Below are 18,990 nucleotides of genomic sequence, written 5' to 3' on the forward strand. Positions count from 1 at the left end.
GTATTATTTCGCAAAATTGGGAGGATGGCGGTGAATCGCCATGAAAATTGGCACGAACCGGCGAAAAAGGGGGTTGAGTTGCGGGAATGAGGGGGTTAGCTGTTTACACTTTAGCCTACTTTATACACGGCTTTGATATGCTTTAAACTGGGGATTGATTGCTTTTTTATCTGCGCTATTTCGTGTTTGCGTAATATCGTCCGCGGGTTTGATCCGCCGAGGATTCTGGCAGAGCATTATCAATAAATTGTTTTCCAGGACAGTACTGCCATAGATTACTTCGACCAGGTCAATAGCCTCCGGGGATCAGTTTGCAATCACTAGTGAATAAATTCTACCAGTGATTGTTTGTTATCGTAAATGGTAAACTCTATATCCGTAGAAAGTTGCTGCACAGCAGCAATGTACTCCCTCGCTAAGGATATGGTTTCAAATATCCGGTATGCTTCATCCTCACTGGTATTGAGATATCTTTCCCGGTGGATATTCAGAACGATGCCGGTGCTTTTTTCGGCCTGGAGAACGGCGACCTGGTTGTCAGTAAGTTTAGGAAATGTCATGGCACATTTTTGGTTTCGCTAAAGACTTTGCGCAAGGTCGCTTTAATTTTGATTTTTTCAGTCGTAAAGCAGTAAGGGAAGCGAGCGGGTTCAAAACAGCCCAGGCTGGACTTATTTCCTCTTTACCTCTGTAGCAAGTTCCCTGATCCTTTTATCCTGTTCTTGTATTGTCTTATTCTGCTCAATCAGGTATAGCGTTAGCTCTTCTACTTTCTGCAGCAATTTTCTGTTCATTTCTCCCAAATCCAGTCCATTATTTTCCACTTCTTTGGCAGCAGGCATATCAGGCAAATGCTTATATTTTTTCACATAACTCTCCACCTCCTGAAGTGAAGCAAGTTGATAGGCAGGCTTAAAAACAAAATCGGGCCAATTGTTCTTCTGCTTCACCTTGACAGATTCAGATACAATAGCTCCCGCTACAGCCAGTTTATACCCCTTTGTATCCGTTGTGCCAATGCCGACATTACCATAAAAAGCAGCGGAAGAATCTGGAGCCAGTTTCATTACTGGATAAGTAACCGTACCATCGCTGTATTCGAAAAAGAAAGGCTTATACTGCGCACTATATCTTTTCTGCAACCTGATCCCAAAGGAGTGGTTCTGTGGATAGCTCATGTTATAGATATCCATTATCTCCTCTTCATTGTCGCCATTCACCAGCGCGAGCGTAGCTTCATAGGCATTCTTATTGGCTCTCGGCGACCATATCTTCATTATGGTAAAATCATGTCCATCCCTGCGAAAGTAAGGAATACCGGAATTGCCATAGTTAAACAACAGAGAAGAAGAAGTACCGGCATAGTTGTCCACTTCATAAACATCCCTGCTTACATCCCATCGATCGGCTCCATTTGAACGGATAATCGCAGCTCCATCCAGGTTACCTTTTACAACAAGCGGATCATTATAATTCATCGTTCCGCCATCCACTACCAGGTTGCTATTTGTTATTAGTGCTCCTTTTTGAAGACGTGCACGAACGGTAGTGCTATCACCACGCTGGGTAACAGTTTGCAGGCTTTCCTGCGCAATGCTATTCAGGGAGAACAGGAGCAAAAGCCCTGTAGTAGTAATAAATTTCATAGAAAATTTTTGAATTATTTGAAGGTTAAAATAGTCGGTTAACAAATTTTTGGTAAAAATTAAGAGAATATAGAGTCTGTCAAAGACGTGGTAAAATACTTAGCTTATGAGCTAAGGACGACAGAGGGATTCCTCCCAAGTAATTCGGCCGTAAACACTAGTGAATAAATTCTACCATGGATTGCTGTAAGCTTCCTGTGGCCGAAGATAAAAAACTATAATTTATCATTATCCATACGCTCTTATTGGTTTTATCAGCCCCAAAAGGATAAATCTGTATTTTATGCCATCGATAATCTATCTCAAAACGACAGGATAAAAACTCTGTCCATAGGGAGTAGTAAACCCCGGCTGGCCGGAATCTACTACTCTATAAAGCAGCTTACATTATATTAATCTCAACGGGGTGCATAACAGTATGTCTTCGGAACCTAACTATCCAGCGCGTTCCTGTATATTCAATTAGACAAATTGGATAATGGCTGGCTAGTTTGAACTTTAAGTGCTTTTTCATGTTTAAAAAATAGATCTCCACAATATTATCTCCCGCAATCTGGCACAATCCGATTTCAAGATTAGCTATATCGGATTGATTCGGAAATCTATAATTTTTTCTAAATAGCGCAAATTTTCCGATTGCAACATTATTTAATTTCACATTAATAGTATCCTCAAAACTACCCTTAAAAAGCAAAAAAATTGAATCCCTATTTCTTAAAGTAACCAGACCCGCCGGATCTCCTATCGTATCATAGACAATAAAAACCGAATCACTGCCCAGTATCTTTTTATTGCCGCCTTGCTTTGCCGTTATACAACTATGCATTATAACCACAACAATAATATAGCGTAAATTCCGTAGATAAAACAAGTATCTCTTCATAAGATTCAAATTGTTAATTCCCTACACCCTTTAATTCCTCTGCACTCCATTGAGTTTTGTCATGAATATTCTGGTTGACATAATCAAATTGACTTCTCAATAGTTCTCCCCGTTGGCCAGCGTGATTTCTTATAACTGGATCAGGATTTTCATCGGTATTTAATAAATTATTAACTATCTTTTTAACATCTCTATGAGTGAGATCTGACTGATCTAACTCAGGAAAAGCAGCCTTTTCCCCCGCGCTCAACTTCCAAGGGTGATTCAACCCAAGAGAATGCCCAACTTCATGAGCCATTGTTCTTTTCAGACTAGGTATTGGGATTACAGCCCCATCCTTCGTCAAAGCAATTCGAATCTCAAAATCAGAAATTTCGCCATTTGTATCACCATTTACAAACTCAGTTTGACCTTGCAATACATTGGCTCCCTGCGCAGCTTTTGTTCTTCCATCAATAAATCTTAAAGTAGGCATACGTCCATCTTCCGGCGAAGGGGGTGTAAAATCAAAGACAACTTCAGTTGTTGTGTAATCTTCATCGATCGCCATTGGAGCATGCCAATCCGAATAACTGGTTTCAGTTGTTTCTTTAAATAATTGAGCCATATCCGTAGTCGTTTGCACAGAAGACAAAATTTTAGAATCATTTATAACTTTAATCTTTAACACGTTTTCTGTATGCTTTACAAACGAAAATAGAAAGTTAAATTTTACGCTTTGCCCCCATTCTTTTCCATCGATATCAATACCATCTATAGGCCTATTACTTGCAAACTGGTAAGGTGTAAGTTCTGGGTATTTCGAAGTCAACGGATCCACACTCAAAAACTTCCCTATCCTTGGATCATACACCCTCATCCCATAATCCTGCTGATTCCCTTCTCCCTTCACATCATTATCATTCTCCTTCCCGTTAAAACCCCATCGATAAGAACTTCCATTCATCTTCCTCCCCACCAGCTGCATTCCAAACGGCGCATAATCCACGGCACTGGTAATCGTCGCATCATACAGCCCTCCTGTTGCTACCTTATTATCACTCACCGTTGTCAACACATTCCCCAGGTGATTGGTAATTTCATAGTCCCGATTATTGACCGCTGTCCAGAGAGCGTCTTTAGTAGCGGTGCCGGCGAGCTTCATGTTAGGCTTCCATGCACCCAGGCGGCTACCTCCGTAAAGATACTGTTCTTTCCAGGTAATATTCGCATCGCCTGTTTTTTGTTCGTAGGTGGCCAATACATTACCCTGTGCATCGCGCTCATAGATCGTATAAGTACTTACGCCGGCAGCGGTGACCAGTTTCATGCTGCGATTGCCGGTGGCATCATAAAAATACTCAATGACAACGCCAGGTTTGGTGATTTTGGAAATTTTGCCAAATACGCTCCATTGGATGTCTGATATTCCTCCAGTGGTGTCTTTAACGATATTTCCAATTTCATCATACTGGTAGTAGTCACCCGCGGCATTACCAGTGGCGTTTTGTACATAGGCAGCCGGATGTTGATCAAACACATCGATGCCTGGATATGCCTGGGCGGTTACCCCATCTTTAAAGTACCTGAGGCGATTGCTCGTCAGCTGGCCTTTGGTATCGCGTGGATACAGGTAGGTCAGTTGGTCCATTGGCGCAGCATTGGTACCGTTCCTGTTATAAGTTAATATATTACCGTTGCCATCATAAGTGATGTCTTCTGCGTAAGCATCTACTTTCTGGGCCATTCCCCAGGTGGTAGACGTATTGGTGAGCGCATGCTGACGCATGGTTCTCAGGCGGTTCAGCTGATCGTAACGATAGCTGTAGCCTACAGGTGTACCATTATTGATTCCCTTCAGGGATAATACAGAATGTGAAATGTTACCGTTGTATAGGTTTTGCCCGGCCAGATCGCCACTTTGCGCGCTCCACTGAAGTGCGAAAGGATTGGCGGTACCGGTTACGCCGATCGGCTTATAATCGCCCTGGAAATAGTCCAGGCTAAAGCCTGCTACATCTTTGGCAAAGTTGGCGGTGGGACTGCCGGTGTTGCCGTCTTTACCCATTTCGGTACCGGGCAACAGGAAGTTACCGTTAATACCTTTCAACCAGCCTTGCAGCGTATAGGCGTAGTCCAATCCCTGTATGGAGTTGCGACCCAACTCGGTACGCGCCAGCGGTCCATGCTTGTAGTAACGATAAGCTGCATCCGTAACAGGATTGGCAATCGTCCATTTATCGGCCGATACACTGGCAATACCGGATTTAGCGGCAATAACCCTGTTTTCTGCATCATAGTCGTATCCGTAATAGAATTGGTCGTCCTGGTTAGGATGGTATAAAACCGTATTCACTTTTCCACTTACCAGATCATAATTATAATCTGTTCTGCCGTATAATATCTTCAGGTTATTATGCCAGGTAGATTTGACATTGCCCAGGAGATCATAACTATACAACCGTTGGTCAGTAACCGATCCTCCGGACGCATTCGTGCTGTAGTGCGTTGTACTTGATACCCGGTTACGCAGGAATTCCTGGTAGCCATATTGTATAGGCAGCGTTGCACCATCATATACCGTTTCCACATAGTCAGTCTTCCCATTGTTCATGTACAGTAAGTAAGAATAGTCCAGGTCTCCCATAAACCCGGGAGCAGGAACAGCATACCGGGGCAATAGTTCTCCTACTTCTGTAATTCGTCCCAGCTTGTCATATGCGGTATAACTATACCTGTTGTTTTTCGCCTGTTTGGCATTTTGTGACGCCACCATTCTACCTACATAGTCGAACCAGAAATTGGCCGTGCCCGCATCCGGGCTTTTCTGGGATACCACCTGGTTGAGCGACGTATAGGCATAATCGGTAGTCAACCTGTGCATAGGCGCTATCGGCATGGGCCTTACCTCCACGTTGGAGTTAGGACCTCCTACGGTTCCAGGCGATCCATTTGCCGGTACATTAAACCTCGACCACATCGTGAGTGCGGTTTGTCCCGCCGCCACGTTCATACAGGGATCCTGGGAATTGGCATAGATGTCCCCGGATGTTAACTCCTTATTATATATTCTCAGGTGCTTGAGATCTGCCAGGTCCTGGGTAATGGTGGTACTGGATGGACCTGCCGTCATCTCCCATTCACAGGGGGAAGCTGGCGCTTTGGTGTCATTCGACATCAGCTCTCCATTTACGTATAAACTCATGGGGCCACCGGCGAAATCGCCCTGTAAGGCCAGGTGTGTCCAGGCGCCTGTTGCGAAAGCACTTACCGGAACTGCAATATCATTGGTATTGATAATCGACACATCCGCCCCCACCGGATCCAGCTTATGTATGGTTACATAGCAATACGTGCTGCTCAGACAGGTGGTGATGAAATATTTATTACCCGTGGTAGCCGTAATGGCCCGGGAAGCACCACTGGCCCGTCCCTTGATCCACATTTCTATGGTAGAGGTATTTTTACTATCTAGTGTTGTATTCAGGGAAGTGAGACTGCTGGCTAAGTCTGCATTCTGAACAGGTCCTGTATAGTTACAGGTGAAATCAGCCGGGATAGTAGTCGTGGTATTATTTAACCGCTCATCATCCAATACATCTACACCTTCAGGAGGTACCGTTCTTACCAGGTTACCCGCCTGATCATAATAGTAAAGCGTGAAATGATACTGTTGCTGCATGGCCTTCAGGTTCACGATCGATTTGGCGCCGCTACATATGGTTACGTAACGGGCGCGGAAATCCTGCCTTACAGAATCGATATATTCGCTGTACCGGCGTCTTCCGGCCACCACTGCTCCGTCGAGCATATCGTACATGCAACTGAACGGATCTACTTCAACAGACTTATATACAGGGCTATTGCATAATATCGCGGTAGTACCTTCTGCCGCTATTTTCTGGCTGAAAGCCAGGTAATCACCATATCCCAGTGCAAATCCCCAGCGATGGTTCAGGTAAGTGGTCACAATGGTCTCATAATTAGCATGGTTCACATCCAAGCCGCCGTTCCACGGTTCCTGTGATAGGGCTGTTATCGCAGCATTATACTCCGTACCGGTGATACAGCCTTTGGCTTGTGGATCACCATCCAGGAATACCGGCAGCGTTACGGTAGACGCTATCAGATAACGACAATTGCTGCAGCTCTTTACCACCTGGTCTAGCTCTGCCTGGGTCAGCGTCATGGCTGCCCCGTACTTGCCAGACAGATACTGCCAAAATGTTTTGCCGGCGCCGAGATTATTATATTCTGTTTGTAATGCCGACAGGCGGGTACAGATGCTGGTATTGGTGACATCAATCGTCTGTTCAACCGTTTGTGCCTTCACATTGTATGGGTAAGGGCTACTCAGTATCCAGGGGTTACAATCCATTTTCATGGATGATGCACCTAATACGCCCAACATAGCGTCTTTAAAGGACCGGTATCCTTCGGCAGTAGCTACAGGCGTTGCCGCACTGGCGCCGCTGACATGTGCTACGTCTCCTCCGTTTTTACATACCGCCACCAGTTTCTGGCGCAATGTGGCCAGGGTTGATGAAGGATAAGTATTACCCAACTGGCGGATCCAGGCGTCGGCATTGGCCTCACAATTATCGGCTATCATGGCGTTTACCTTCAGGTTGCCGTCAATAGCCAGGGAGTCTCCATTACTGGGGTATGATTTGCTGTCTATTCGTTCCAGTCTTGATATCTTGTTTTTGTAAAGCGGCGAACAGGAAAGCGCGCTTCTGCTAACACACTTTCTCCAGTTGATGGTTACAGTCGGCATCGGATCTCCGGAGTAAAACCCGGTGAAATACTCGTAAGCATATGCATTGGGGCCGGTTAACGTAACAGTTCTCACTTCTGTTTTACCAACAGTTTTGATCGTCACATTAAATAACACAATACTACCGGGAGTAAAAGGCTCTGTCAGGTGAATAACAAACCTCGCTGACTGAGGGGCACCGCTACTCAGCGCTGCTGATTGCCCGGCACTCTTGGCAAAGCTTAATAGCAGGGTATCTATCTGTAGTGTATATGCAGGCGTACAAGGAACCGTATCGTAAATAATAGTTGGCGGAAAACTTGGAGATGTATACCCACCACAGGAAACAGTATCCACTGTTACCACATTCAGCGGCGCCCCGGAGTATATACAAATTTTTTGCTGACGATCTCCCGGCTGGAAAACAGCCACCGCTGTTCCTCTACTGGCATAGTACGGGAATCCTAATACCACCCGCGTAGTCACTCTTACTGGTTGTCCATTATTTATAATACGCACAGATTGTTGATCGCTGTTACAATTATCGGTATCGGCCACAATCGTGAAATCTGTTGCAGACGGACAAGCATTGGCAAATACCTCTATCGGGCGGCCAATTTTACACATGTCTCCACAACGCTGATCCGCTATCTGCTGATAATATTTTTCCTTTAACTGGAAATAATAACGGGCATACAACGCCCACTCCCGGTCAACGACCCGGCACTGTGCCTGGGGCGTACAGTTATTCCACCTGGCAATCAGCCCGGTATTAGCGCCGGTACTGATATTAGAAAGGCTATCGCTGCAATACAATAAGTAATCTACATACTTGCTCAGGCTCTTTGAATTAAATCCGTTACCGGCAAAAGGTGTTTCCCTGGAAGAATAAATGTTCAGGGTAGTAGCCAGATCGCCAATCTGGGACTGGTATTGCGAATTCGCGGTAAAAGGGTCTGCCGAAAATAACCAGAGTGCGTCTGCAGGATCGTACGTTTTCCCGACATACTTTGGTAGATCAGCTGCTGTTAAGCACATCGACATTACCTTACTATCCCATTTCTTATAAGCGGCCAGCTCTTCGCAGGTCTTCAACTGGCAATACTCGGGATGATAGAATACAAATTTATCAGCCCATTCTGCCTTCCAGTTGTCTACCAGGTCTTTCAACGTGAATAGTGAGTCGTAGGGAGAAGTCTCCGTACCATCTAGTTTCACGAATTTCGCATCTTTATACGTGGTATAAGTTGACGGCAATGGAGGAAAGACTTTTCTGAAAGACTGCGACAATACGTTAATCTCCGCTTCCAACGGGGCGCCATACGAATCAAAGAGCGCATACTGGCCACCCGGTGTTACATCCTGCTGCATCACTTTCCTTAGCTCATCGCAAGGACCGCTGCCACAATTAGCCTGGGATGCTTTACAGGTAGCTAATAATGCATCATACAGCCCACTACTCCAAGCATTTAGCTCCGTGGCATTTTTTGCTACTTCTACTTTGTTATCGGTTAAACGTTGATTTACCTTTTGCTGGAAAACGGCCTTCGTACCCAGGTTGACTTCACAATTGCTGCAATCACTGAAGCAGCCGGAGAAATCGGTCTTCCTCAGTTGCGCCATGATGTAGAAAAATTCCGGACGCAAATTCGTATTTCTCTTAATGAAATCGTCGGTATAAGCTGTTATTACATCAGGATTCAAGGCCAGCTCAAAAGTAACCGTATACTCACCTGCCTTTTGCAGGTCAACAGTAAACGAGTTCTCGACAATCCCTTCGTCATTACAATTCGAGGCCGTGCTACCTATTTTTATGGCGGCAGTATTGGCATCTATCTTATTATTACAATCATCAAATACATTTATCTTCAGTTCGTAATAACAGTTACTACAGATATCTACATTATTTTCCCGGTAACGCTTAATTAATTTTTCGATACGGTATTTAATACTCGCATTGTGATCAGGCACTGCACAGAGATAAGTAGTGGTCCCTTTTATTTTCATCTCCTGCGGATCAAATACAAAAGACTCCGGTTCCAATATACGTGTATCCGTGGTAGATGCCAGGCCTTTGGAACTTAAGGGTAATACATTATCCGGTGCACCACCACTCAATGCGGTAGCAACCGGTTTACCACTGCTGTTCACATAGCTGATACTGATTTGACCATTGGGATCGATCGTCATATTTTTCAGGAAGTGAGATGCATTTCCTGCATCTGCCGGCCCAAAAAGCCGATCTAATTCCCATTGCATCGGTTTGCCATAAAAATACTTCGTGGCATGATTCAGGCTCTCATCCTGGTTGGGCTGCATGGTTTCACCCACCCCTCCCTGTACGCGCACACGACCTGTATTGTCATTGGTATAAGCCGTTACAGATAGCGGATATCCCCCTGCATCTGGTACATATTGTGTAAAGGCATCCTTACCCAGGAATGGATTCTGTGCAGAATAATACCTGGATGCACCTGCGCTGATATCCAGCGGTGCAGGTTTTACCACACAACTTCCAGTGGTATTATTGTAAACATCTTTATAGGTATAAACACCTTTGGTACTATTAAGATTCTGATTCGGATAGTACTTAAAAACGTCATTATCTATAGGTGTCGGCAGAATATTGGCCGCTACCCGGCCAAATTCATCGTATACATTTTCCTGCAACACTACTTTCTTGTCGCTATTATTGATAGTAACGGTCTGCCTGTTACGCAGGGTACCATCGAAATAACTTACCACCTCCTTTTTTTTCCCTTCCTCCGCATAGCTGGCGCTAAATTGCCAGTTAAAACCAGGCAGGTGCCAGGAAATATCCAATACCCTGGCTACGTCTCCTCCCGCCAATTTTACCTGGTACGTCCATGGGTGTTCTTCTCTGAATCCATCTACATACAGCACATAACGTACACGGAGCAGCAGGTACTTGCTGCTATGTAACAACGTGATATCATAGTTGTGTTGCGCGGTAGTAATACGGGTAGCGTTGTTCCGGAACATGCCCTCCAGCTGCGCATCGGTAATGGTAGCCCGGTTGGCGGTGATGAACCGCCCATTGTCTGATTCTTCGTCGATATAAGTCCACTCCAGGTCGTATTCCTGACCGGGAACCACCTCGTTCCAGTTGACGTTAACCTTGTCGGAGAGCGGCGCTGCGGGGGCGGCCATTGGCGTTGTCAGGCCGCGCATCTGGCTATTCGTTTCTGTACCGGGATCGCCTGCACTAAAAAATGCGGACATCGTCAGCTCTTCCTCTTTCTTTGAAGTATACTGGCGGTCGACAATCACCTGCCCTTTCAGCATAAAAATGGGCGGCAACTCATCTCCCAGCTCTTTACTGGTGATATTATTTACCGTCAGTTTTATTTTGTAGGCATTCTTGAAGGTATAGATCTGTTCGGCCTGAAACGGCGCCTCTGCTGCCGTATCATAGTCTATTTTCAAATTGGCATGATCGATGGTAATCGGATCTTCCTGGTCGGGCTGGCTCCAGTATTCAATTTTGAGGTCCAGGTCACACTTGAATGGTTTTTCCGGCCGGTATACCGAATCTTTGTATAAGCCAAAAGTAATAATGTCGCTTACCAGCTTATTATTAATAGAGCTCCAGTCGTATGCATCATTCTTAAACTTCTCATCCTTGATGATCAGTGTATCTCCTTTTTTGAACCGGCCATGTAATTGCTGTTGGTAAGATTCCACCTGTGCTTTCACAGCAGAGGAGATACTGAGCATCAGCAATAAGATAACAACAGCACGGATGCAAAAGATATTAAGTTTTCTACAACCCATAGGTCGGGGCATTAATGGTGAATATAGGTTAACACCTTACAGTGTTGAAATCAGTTTATATTGGCTATAGGCGCCGGCTGGCAGCCAGCTATTGCCATCTTTTTTGAGGTACCGGGACAGCGTGAAATAACTATCATTGACCTTTCCTTCTTCCCATCGGTTGAAAGTGATATCTACTACCCGATCCAACGCTTTATTAAATGGGTCGGAAAGATTAGTCAACCGCATGTACATGCTGTTCATCTTCCGGGAGGCACGGTTATAGGTAATTTTCAGTTCTTTACAAGAAGCATGCTGCTCACATAAAAAAGAAACGGTTACCTGTTGATCTATTTCCTTAGTACTGATGGCGTAGCTATCATCTTCCCAGAGAGCGATGATGCTATCTACCGGCAAATGTGCCACTGTAGTAATTGTTTGGGGCGGGGTTACAAACATCCTGTTAACCGATTTATTGGTTGAAATATTAACGTCTTGCAACTGTACCATCTCACTTTCTCCCAATTGATAATACAACAGGTTGTTTTTCCGCTGGTAGTTAAAGTCGGTACGCAAATCATCGGAAGGGTTGGCCGGATCGGTGGCCACAATTTTCCCTCCTGTTTCCATCACAGGTATACTATCCATGCGCCGGTAAACAGCGATCAGTTCTTTCAGGATAGTTGCTTCTTTTTCTCCATACCGCGGGTTTTCATCTTCCACGGTTTTCTTCACTGGCTGTGGCTTCCACCAGGTCCGCAGCAGGGGCATTCCTGCGAAGGCTCCTACTGCCAGCATTACCGCCAGTAATAACATAATAAGTTTTCCGGGTCTCAGATATTTATTCATCTTACAATGTTGAATCGGTTAGTTTTTTGAACGGTAGGATGAACGATTTTCTTTGATCGTCATAATCCCCCTTTCTGTTTCTTTCTTTAACCTGATTAAAGTGCCTTCGTCATCATATTCATATAGGGTAGCCAGGTTATTGTCGTCCATTTCTGCCATCAATCGCTGGTTCTTCGGATCGTAGGCGAATGTTTTCATACTGCCCTGTACCGGGAAAATCCGGATATCATCTACACGGGTACTGCTGCTTCCGGCACTCAGCTGCAGCTGCAATTTGTCCTGACTCACGGAAAACGAGGCTGTCACCAGCTTCCAGCCTTCCACGGATGCGGCCACCGTGAGATCGTAATTCGTACCGTTAACACCTAATTTAAAATCGGAGTTTTTACCGGCAGGTTGCGCGTCCTTCACCCAGGCAGAGAATATGTATAAGGCATTGGGCCTGGGATTAAATCCCCTGGGGTAAAGCGTTGACGAGAAAATACGCTGGTATTCTCCTTCTTTGGAGAAGTCGAGATAAGGCTGTGTGTGATGCACATCATTGTGAACATAAGCATACAACGTTAACGGCGATGGTAACTTCAGGCTCGACTTACCAGTATGGGCCACCTGGTTATCAATCCAGTTGGTGTATTGCTGGCCCGTTTCCTGTATCCTGCTAAAAATGTTACAACTATCCCTGGGGCAGGTTCTGGACATAATATCGGCGCTACGATAGTCATAATCTTCAAAGCTATCGTAGAAAATTTCCCGCTGCATGGCGTTATTTGATACAGCAGCCGGCACGGTATTATTGAAAGAATAGAGCGCACTCTTAAAAATGCCAAGGGCATCTTTCGACTCAATGCCATTGCCCTGGGCATCAAAGAGGCTGGTGGTACCAGTAGATACCCATCTCCAGCTATTATTGCTGCTCTTTACCCAGCCACCAGCAGCTGCGGAGTAATACCAGTAGGGAGTAAAGTTCTGATAGGCGCCATTCTTTCGAATAGCCGGTGTAGTTAGTTGCTGACCGGTTCTGTTCACGAGGAAGGCTTTTCCCTCCTGTGGGCGCCAGTTACCCAGGAATCCCAGCTGGTAAGGATTAACCCGGTAATCTATTGGTATGGAGTATTGTTCAAATCTTACGGTATCTAATCCATTGATATCGGTACTTTCCAGCGCATTGGGCGGATAAGTAAACCAGTCTGTGGTAGAATATATTACATTGGCCCCGGCGTTAGACATTTGCGCAATCTGTCCAATACCGACGTTGTAAATCTCCATGGCAAATGCCCGGTTAGGCGCTACAATATTGCGGGCTCTTACTCTTAATTTATGTTTACCGGGTTGGGTATTCAAGCCTATCACCTGCCATTGCGTGTGATTGGCTTCGCCATCTCCGGTCAGGCCGCCCACCCAGGTCCCGTCCAGGGTTATGATAATTTCATCATCGGCACCGTACCCGATGGAATAAGCACCAGCCGGGGGCAGTGTAATAGTGGTTTCATAAGTATAATAATTCTGGTTATCGTATGCAGCCGCTGGCCACGCCCCGATGTTTCTTAATTTACCATACCAATACGGATCCATCCGATGGGTGATTAAGTTCCAACTTGCGTCAAAGAAGGTGGCGCCATCCTCCCCATGCTCAGCAGGATTATTGGGAGCCTTGGCAAGGTTAAGCCTATCTATCATTATATGCGATCTACGGATATAAGCGTCCCGGTCGGGCCGTTCATAGTCATATCCCTCCGGGATACTCATACAAGGGAGCCTGGCCGCCCATTCCTGGTCGTATAGCGTTGCCTTGGCATCCAGTACATTCATTGACGCCAGCTCTTCATCCGTTTTGAAACGGAATACGCCATTCTCTACTGGGTTCTTCAAACATACAAAAGAAGCTCCCGGGGCGGTTAACAGGTTACGATAGCCTGAGCGGCATACTTTCATCTGGCGTTCTTCCGCTACACGAACGGTAGATCCGCCTTTATCTATCAGCTTAAGTGACGGAGCTGACTCTTTATCGGCTTTTGTTCGGATCACCCAATAATGGTTATTCCCCGGCGTTAAATCTATCAGCTCATCACCCGGCGTAAGGAAGCTGGTCAATGCAGCATTGATGGCATTATAAGCCCCGGTGGACATACCAATTTTTAAATTGTTATTCCGGTAAGCCCCGCCCATTCCTGCATACATCCAGTAAGCCGGGATATTTACCTGGTAAACCGGGTCATCAAACTCATTATTGGTAGTAGTTACTACCGGGTCGCCGGTTACCGCATCAAACAACAGGTTTCTTGTAGTCACCGTAGAGCCGTTGATAGTTTTCACGACCTTATCCAACACACCGGAATACTGTATCGTTTTTAAAACAGCGGCTGACCGGAATAGCCGATACTCGTTATTCTTGCTGCTGGGCCAGTGTGGCACAGGAATAAAAGGAATGAAAGGTATAGGCGAGGGTATGATATCTCCACCAAATTGAAGGTTCTTACCAATATTGGCAGTTTCCTGTTCCCGCATATCCGTCGTCATTTCTATTTCACGGCCAATCACCTGGTCTTTTGTAATATTACCCTTCTCATCTACCACATCTACCTTATTTACCAGCGCCTGTGTACCGGCATCCAGGTTCCTGGCATTGAAGTAATAGAGGGTACTGGCGATTTCTGCACCCGACTGGTTAAATACCCGCTCGGCTTTAGGCTTGCCATGCATATCATTCAACTTCACCACATATCCCTGTGATAACACCTGCTCATGCACGATGTCGGCCCCCAGGAAACTAAACCAGCCTTTGGAGTCATAATTATAAATTTCCGGACCATGGTCATAATCTACCTGTACCGGGAAGTCCCTGGAAGTATAGAATTCATGCTGTACCCATCCTGTTTTAGGCGCCACATCTGCCGTGCCCGTAGCAGGATTGATATCTTTTACCACTACCTTACTGTATCCAACCACCGGTGCGGGGTACAGCGATTCTCCAAATGGCCGTTCCAGGTAAAAATAATTATCCAATCCTCCCCGGACCGATTCAGAATAGCGTAGCGGCAAACGTAGTGGGTTCTCATCGCCACCTACATGTGGTTCATAGCTGGCTACGCCGCTGCTAATCGTTCTTCCATTCCAGGTGGTGGTATACGTATATTCCTGCCCGTAGGTAGCTTCCGTATTAGACGCGCCGGTAATAGTGCCCCAGGCATCGGATATGGTTACCCGCTTTACCCTGGCGCTCCCCCCCAGCTTGATACCATCGGCTTTGGCAAGACGGCAATAACTCTTATTAAAATCGACCAGCGAAGAAAAACGCTTCCGTTTTGCCTTGGCGTAGAAGTTTTCCGTAATCTCCCGCAGGTTGCCAAGAGAATTGACAATAGCAGAAAGCGCAGCCGCAATAGGCATATCATCAGGTATACGATTCTTATACCCCGGGTAAGCATACATCGGGTATTCCGTTCGCATCTTCTGCCAGGCAGAAAAGATAAAAGGATTGGAACTTACATTGCCATTCTGCATCGATTTCAATATCACACAGACCTGTCCTCCTCCCCTGTCAACTACTTTCTCCACCTCCCCGTAACAGGAAACAAAATCACAGTTGGCATCTACCAGGCTACCTGCATTATCACTTACATTGACATACAGCCTGGCATAAAAGTTATTGGTACCATTCAGGTAGTTGTTGATGAAATCTGATAGTTTCTCGCCATCAGAGCTTCCGCGAAGACTTCTGTCGAGCTGCACTACAAAACCTGCTGCATCAAATAAATTATTGACCCGCGCACCATCACTGTTCACATACTCATTCACCAGCTTCACCATCTGCATGGCGGGTTGATCCTGTACATACCCATAGTCGCCCGATTCGTAAGTGACATTAATATCTCCGCCAGTAGGCAAATTGATGTTGGTCAGATTCCAGGAAGTAGCCGCAATATCGGCATCGGATTTTTTCTGGGTGCTATAAGGAAATTCATCATTGCGTAAAGCACCAAATCCTGCATTACTATTCGAATTGGGCAGTTTATAATTTCCCCACCTGTCAGTAGAGAGATAGGTATAATCCGGGTTGCCGCCCTTATACTTGAAGGTATAAGGGAAATGTTTTCCTTTGGAAGAAGAACCATAGGCAAATGCCAGGCTTGTGAGGGTCAGTTTCCCACGACCCGTACCAACGTTCAACGTATCATAGTTCGGTATCTTATTGCACAACAGATAGTCATAATCGAATATGGCTGTTTTAATAGGCGTGGTAAGATCTTTCTTGGAATACAAGCGTATCTCTTTCAACAGCCGCTGTTTGTTTCCCTCAGATTTATCTAAGGTACCCGTTGGTCCGGTAACTCCCAGGGCATCTTTACGGGTATCCGTAATGAAAAACATGATTTTGTTTTTCGTCTCTATAGAACTCAGGTACCACAGTTCTTTTTCACCATATACAATGCTGCATTTATCATCATCCGGATCGGCATTCAGGGCCTTGTTATACAGGGCTTTCCCCGGCTCTCCCGGCGTACGCCATTTATAGGAGCTGGTTGTCCGGGTATAATTAAACTTTACGGCTGTTCCCAGATCGTCATCTGTAATCCCATCGCCGGTTACATCCACATAATCAGGCGACAGCACCGCTGATAGCAAAAAGGAAGAAGCATAAGCAGGTTGTCTTTCCCGGTGAAAGTATTTATCAACGCTATTTGGATAATTGTGTTTGAAACTACCGTCGCTTTCGAGGTTAAAACCAACCAGGTTACGGTTAATATCTCCCGCAATTTTTTTAGCCGGATCTACTGCAAAGGAATATTCCTCCTGGAAATTATTATAAGCAGGTACGCCATACACCATACGTTTTCCATCGTCGCCGGTAACTGTGATTTCAGACAGGTGATTGGCCCGTGTGCCGGTTGTACGGCTGATTTTTGTTGCATTGGCAGATGAGGAAACAGCAGGTGTAAAACTACCGATCTTATTTTCCGGGTAACTTTCCACCTCCCGGCTAACGGCTGCCTTTGCACCTTCCGCACCCGTGAGATAGGAAATAGCGGTACGGCGTGCCTGTCGCCCTCTTTTAGTCAATCCTACTGCGGAGGTAACCACCTCATTATTTTTACTCTTTAACTCATTCTTTGCCCGGAGCTGGTTCAGGCTTACATGCACCACTCCTTCACCGCCTACTGCTGTTTCATAGAAAGCATTACCTACATTTTTTTCATCCATTTGCTTAAAGTAAGCATGTTCCTCGCCCTGGTTTTCCGCATTCCTGTAATCTCCCATGCTCAGGAAATCATTATCGTTTTTCCATTTGTTGGTTTTATTACTTACATCCTGTTTATAAAAAGTTACGCCTCCATGGAAAATACCACCAAATCCAAGATCCAGACCGGCGGTGGCAGTATTCGTTACATCATTCACTGCTGGGTCAAACACCACTCCATTTCCCCCACGATACAACCTGAACTGCCCACTGCCCAACTGGCTGGAATAGGAAAATACATCCGGCGTGGAAATAGGCATGGCAATATTGGGGATATTACGTACAACAGGATTATCCTTCTCCCTCATAAAATCCATCATCGCCCTGGGCACATCAGTTCCTTTATTGGCGTATAAAAAGCCAAAGGCAGGATTCCTGTTCGTGCGGCTGAGAATCTCTCTTTTATATTTATACCCGGTTAATCCTCCTCCGGTAAAACACAGAAACGCCATCCCACCAAGATCCACACTATAGGTGCGGTTCGTTGTTTTATAGGGAATCCCGATTTGAGGGTAAAATGCGGGCGTATTAAAACTGAAACCAATTCCTCCTACATCATAACTGGCAGAGCCAGACTTGCGGGGATCTGCTATATCAGTGGTGGTAAAACCAAAGGATTGCGTGAGCGTCAGGTTCTTTAAACCCTGGCGCGTATTATATCCCAGTCCAAGCGACAACCCCAGGCTGTTATTAACAAGGTCTTCTGATTTGGCATTATAAAGCGATAAATTGAGACTGGGGCTGAGATTTACTCCCTCGCTGGTATTGGAGTTAATACCCAATCCCAGTGTTAAGGTTCCACTGCTCGCTTCTGTAAGGGACAACCCGGCATTAGCGCCAAATTCCGCCCCCATACCTGTATAAGTATCACTAAATACCCCTAACGATACGGAACCTTTTAATTTACCAATGCCCCAGCCGCTAAACTCTCCCTTTAAAGTACCCTTTCCACCCACGGTAATTTTTGGCGCTACATAGTGTTCGGAGGTCACCTCATCACCGAGCAAATCATCTGGCAGTCCTCTTAACCCGCGATTAATAGCGCCCACGTTCAGGTTCCATCCCAGACCCACCCAGCTGGCCTCATCATCCATTCCCACACCGGAGCTGTAATTTAAATTGATGGGATAACCATCTATGTCCATTACAGGAACATTATACTTAAATCCTCCTGTAAAAAGATCCACCATATCGTTGGTACCAGCGGTGGCAAACTGTTTGGCTTCCGGCTGGGCAGGGCCTGAAGTGAGCGCACTGGCTGCCGTTGGCAACAGTAGTTGCACCATCAGTAAACTCAGGAAAAAAATTGCAATGGACTTTCTGAATATAATATTACCAAATATCATAGCCTGTTACTTATAGAGTCAATATTTTCAATACGGGTTACTTCAAAGGGGAACTCCATGCGGTGACTGGTATAGATCCAGTCTTTAAAAACCAGTCGCATCACTGATCCCCTTTCAGGCAATGCTCTTTTAAAAGTGACCAGGTATTCCGATGCCGCCGGGTTACCATTGGATATCTGCTGCGCCATTAAGGGCAATAGCGTGTCTGTGCCGACAATCAATCCAAACAAGGTATCGGCATTGATCATAGCCATACCTGTTTTGGGTGTATAGCCCGATGTTTTGGGTAATACGATATGCAACCTGAAACTTAACTCATTGGCTGCATCCGGGTTATTCCGCCCTAATGCACGCTCCCATTGAATTGGTAAATAGGTGGTCTGCATCGTAATATCACCGGCACGCTGCTCTTGTATCAGTGACTTATTCTGGTCGTTGTAGAGCGTCTTTGCCACTTTCTCCTGGTGATTACAGGAAAACAGTATACCGCAAATCATTCCTGATATTAGTAGTTGCTTCAT

7 protein-coding genes are annotated in these 18,990 nt (G+C 45.6%); all 7 read right to left on the reverse strand.

Translation table 11 applies throughout. The annotated features are described in order from the left end of the window. Positions 1 to 320: 320 nt before the first annotated feature. Positions 321 to 560, reverse strand: coding sequence for a hypothetical protein (locus HGH91_RS06700; RefSeq protein WP_168737648.1), 240 nt, complete (start codon positions 558 to 560; stop codon positions 321 to 323). Between the two features lie 111 nt (positions 561 to 671). Next, entirely contained in the window at positions 672 to 1,646 is a 975-nt protein-coding gene (locus HGH91_RS06705; protein ID WP_168737649.1) for a hypothetical protein, read from the reverse strand. A gap of 382 nt (positions 1,647 to 2,028) precedes the next feature. Continuing rightward, a complete protein-coding gene (locus HGH91_RS06710) occupies positions 2,029 to 2,529 on the reverse strand; it encodes a hypothetical protein (protein ID WP_168737650.1) in 501 nt (166 codons plus the stop codon). Between the two features lie 13 nt (positions 2,530 to 2,542). Beyond that, entirely contained in the window at positions 2,543 to 11,059 is an 8,517-nt protein-coding gene (locus HGH91_RS06715; protein ID WP_168737651.1) for a LamG-like jellyroll fold domain-containing protein, read from the reverse strand. Positions 11,060 to 11,095: 36 nt separating this feature from the next. Further along, positions 11,096 to 11,887, reverse strand: a complete 792-nt coding sequence (locus HGH91_RS06720) for a hypothetical protein (protein ID WP_168737652.1) — start codon at positions 11,885 to 11,887, stop codon at positions 11,096 to 11,098. An 18-nt stretch (positions 11,888 to 11,905) separates the two neighbouring features. Beyond that, complete coding sequence (locus tag HGH91_RS06725) at positions 11,906 to 18,469, reverse strand: hypothetical protein (protein ID WP_168737653.1); 6,564 nt, start codon at positions 18,467 to 18,469, stop codon at positions 11,906 to 11,908. Then, entirely contained in the window at positions 18,466 to 18,990 is a 525-nt protein-coding gene (locus HGH91_RS06730) for a hypothetical protein (RefSeq protein WP_168737654.1), read from the reverse strand. Before HGH91_RS06730 ends, HGH91_RS06725 begins: the two co-directional genes overlap by 4 nt.

Origin of the sequence: Chitinophaga eiseniae, from assembly GCF_012641265.1 — a bacterium.
GTDB lineage: Bacteria > Bacteroidota > Bacteroidia > Chitinophagales > Chitinophagaceae > Chitinophaga > Chitinophaga eiseniae_A.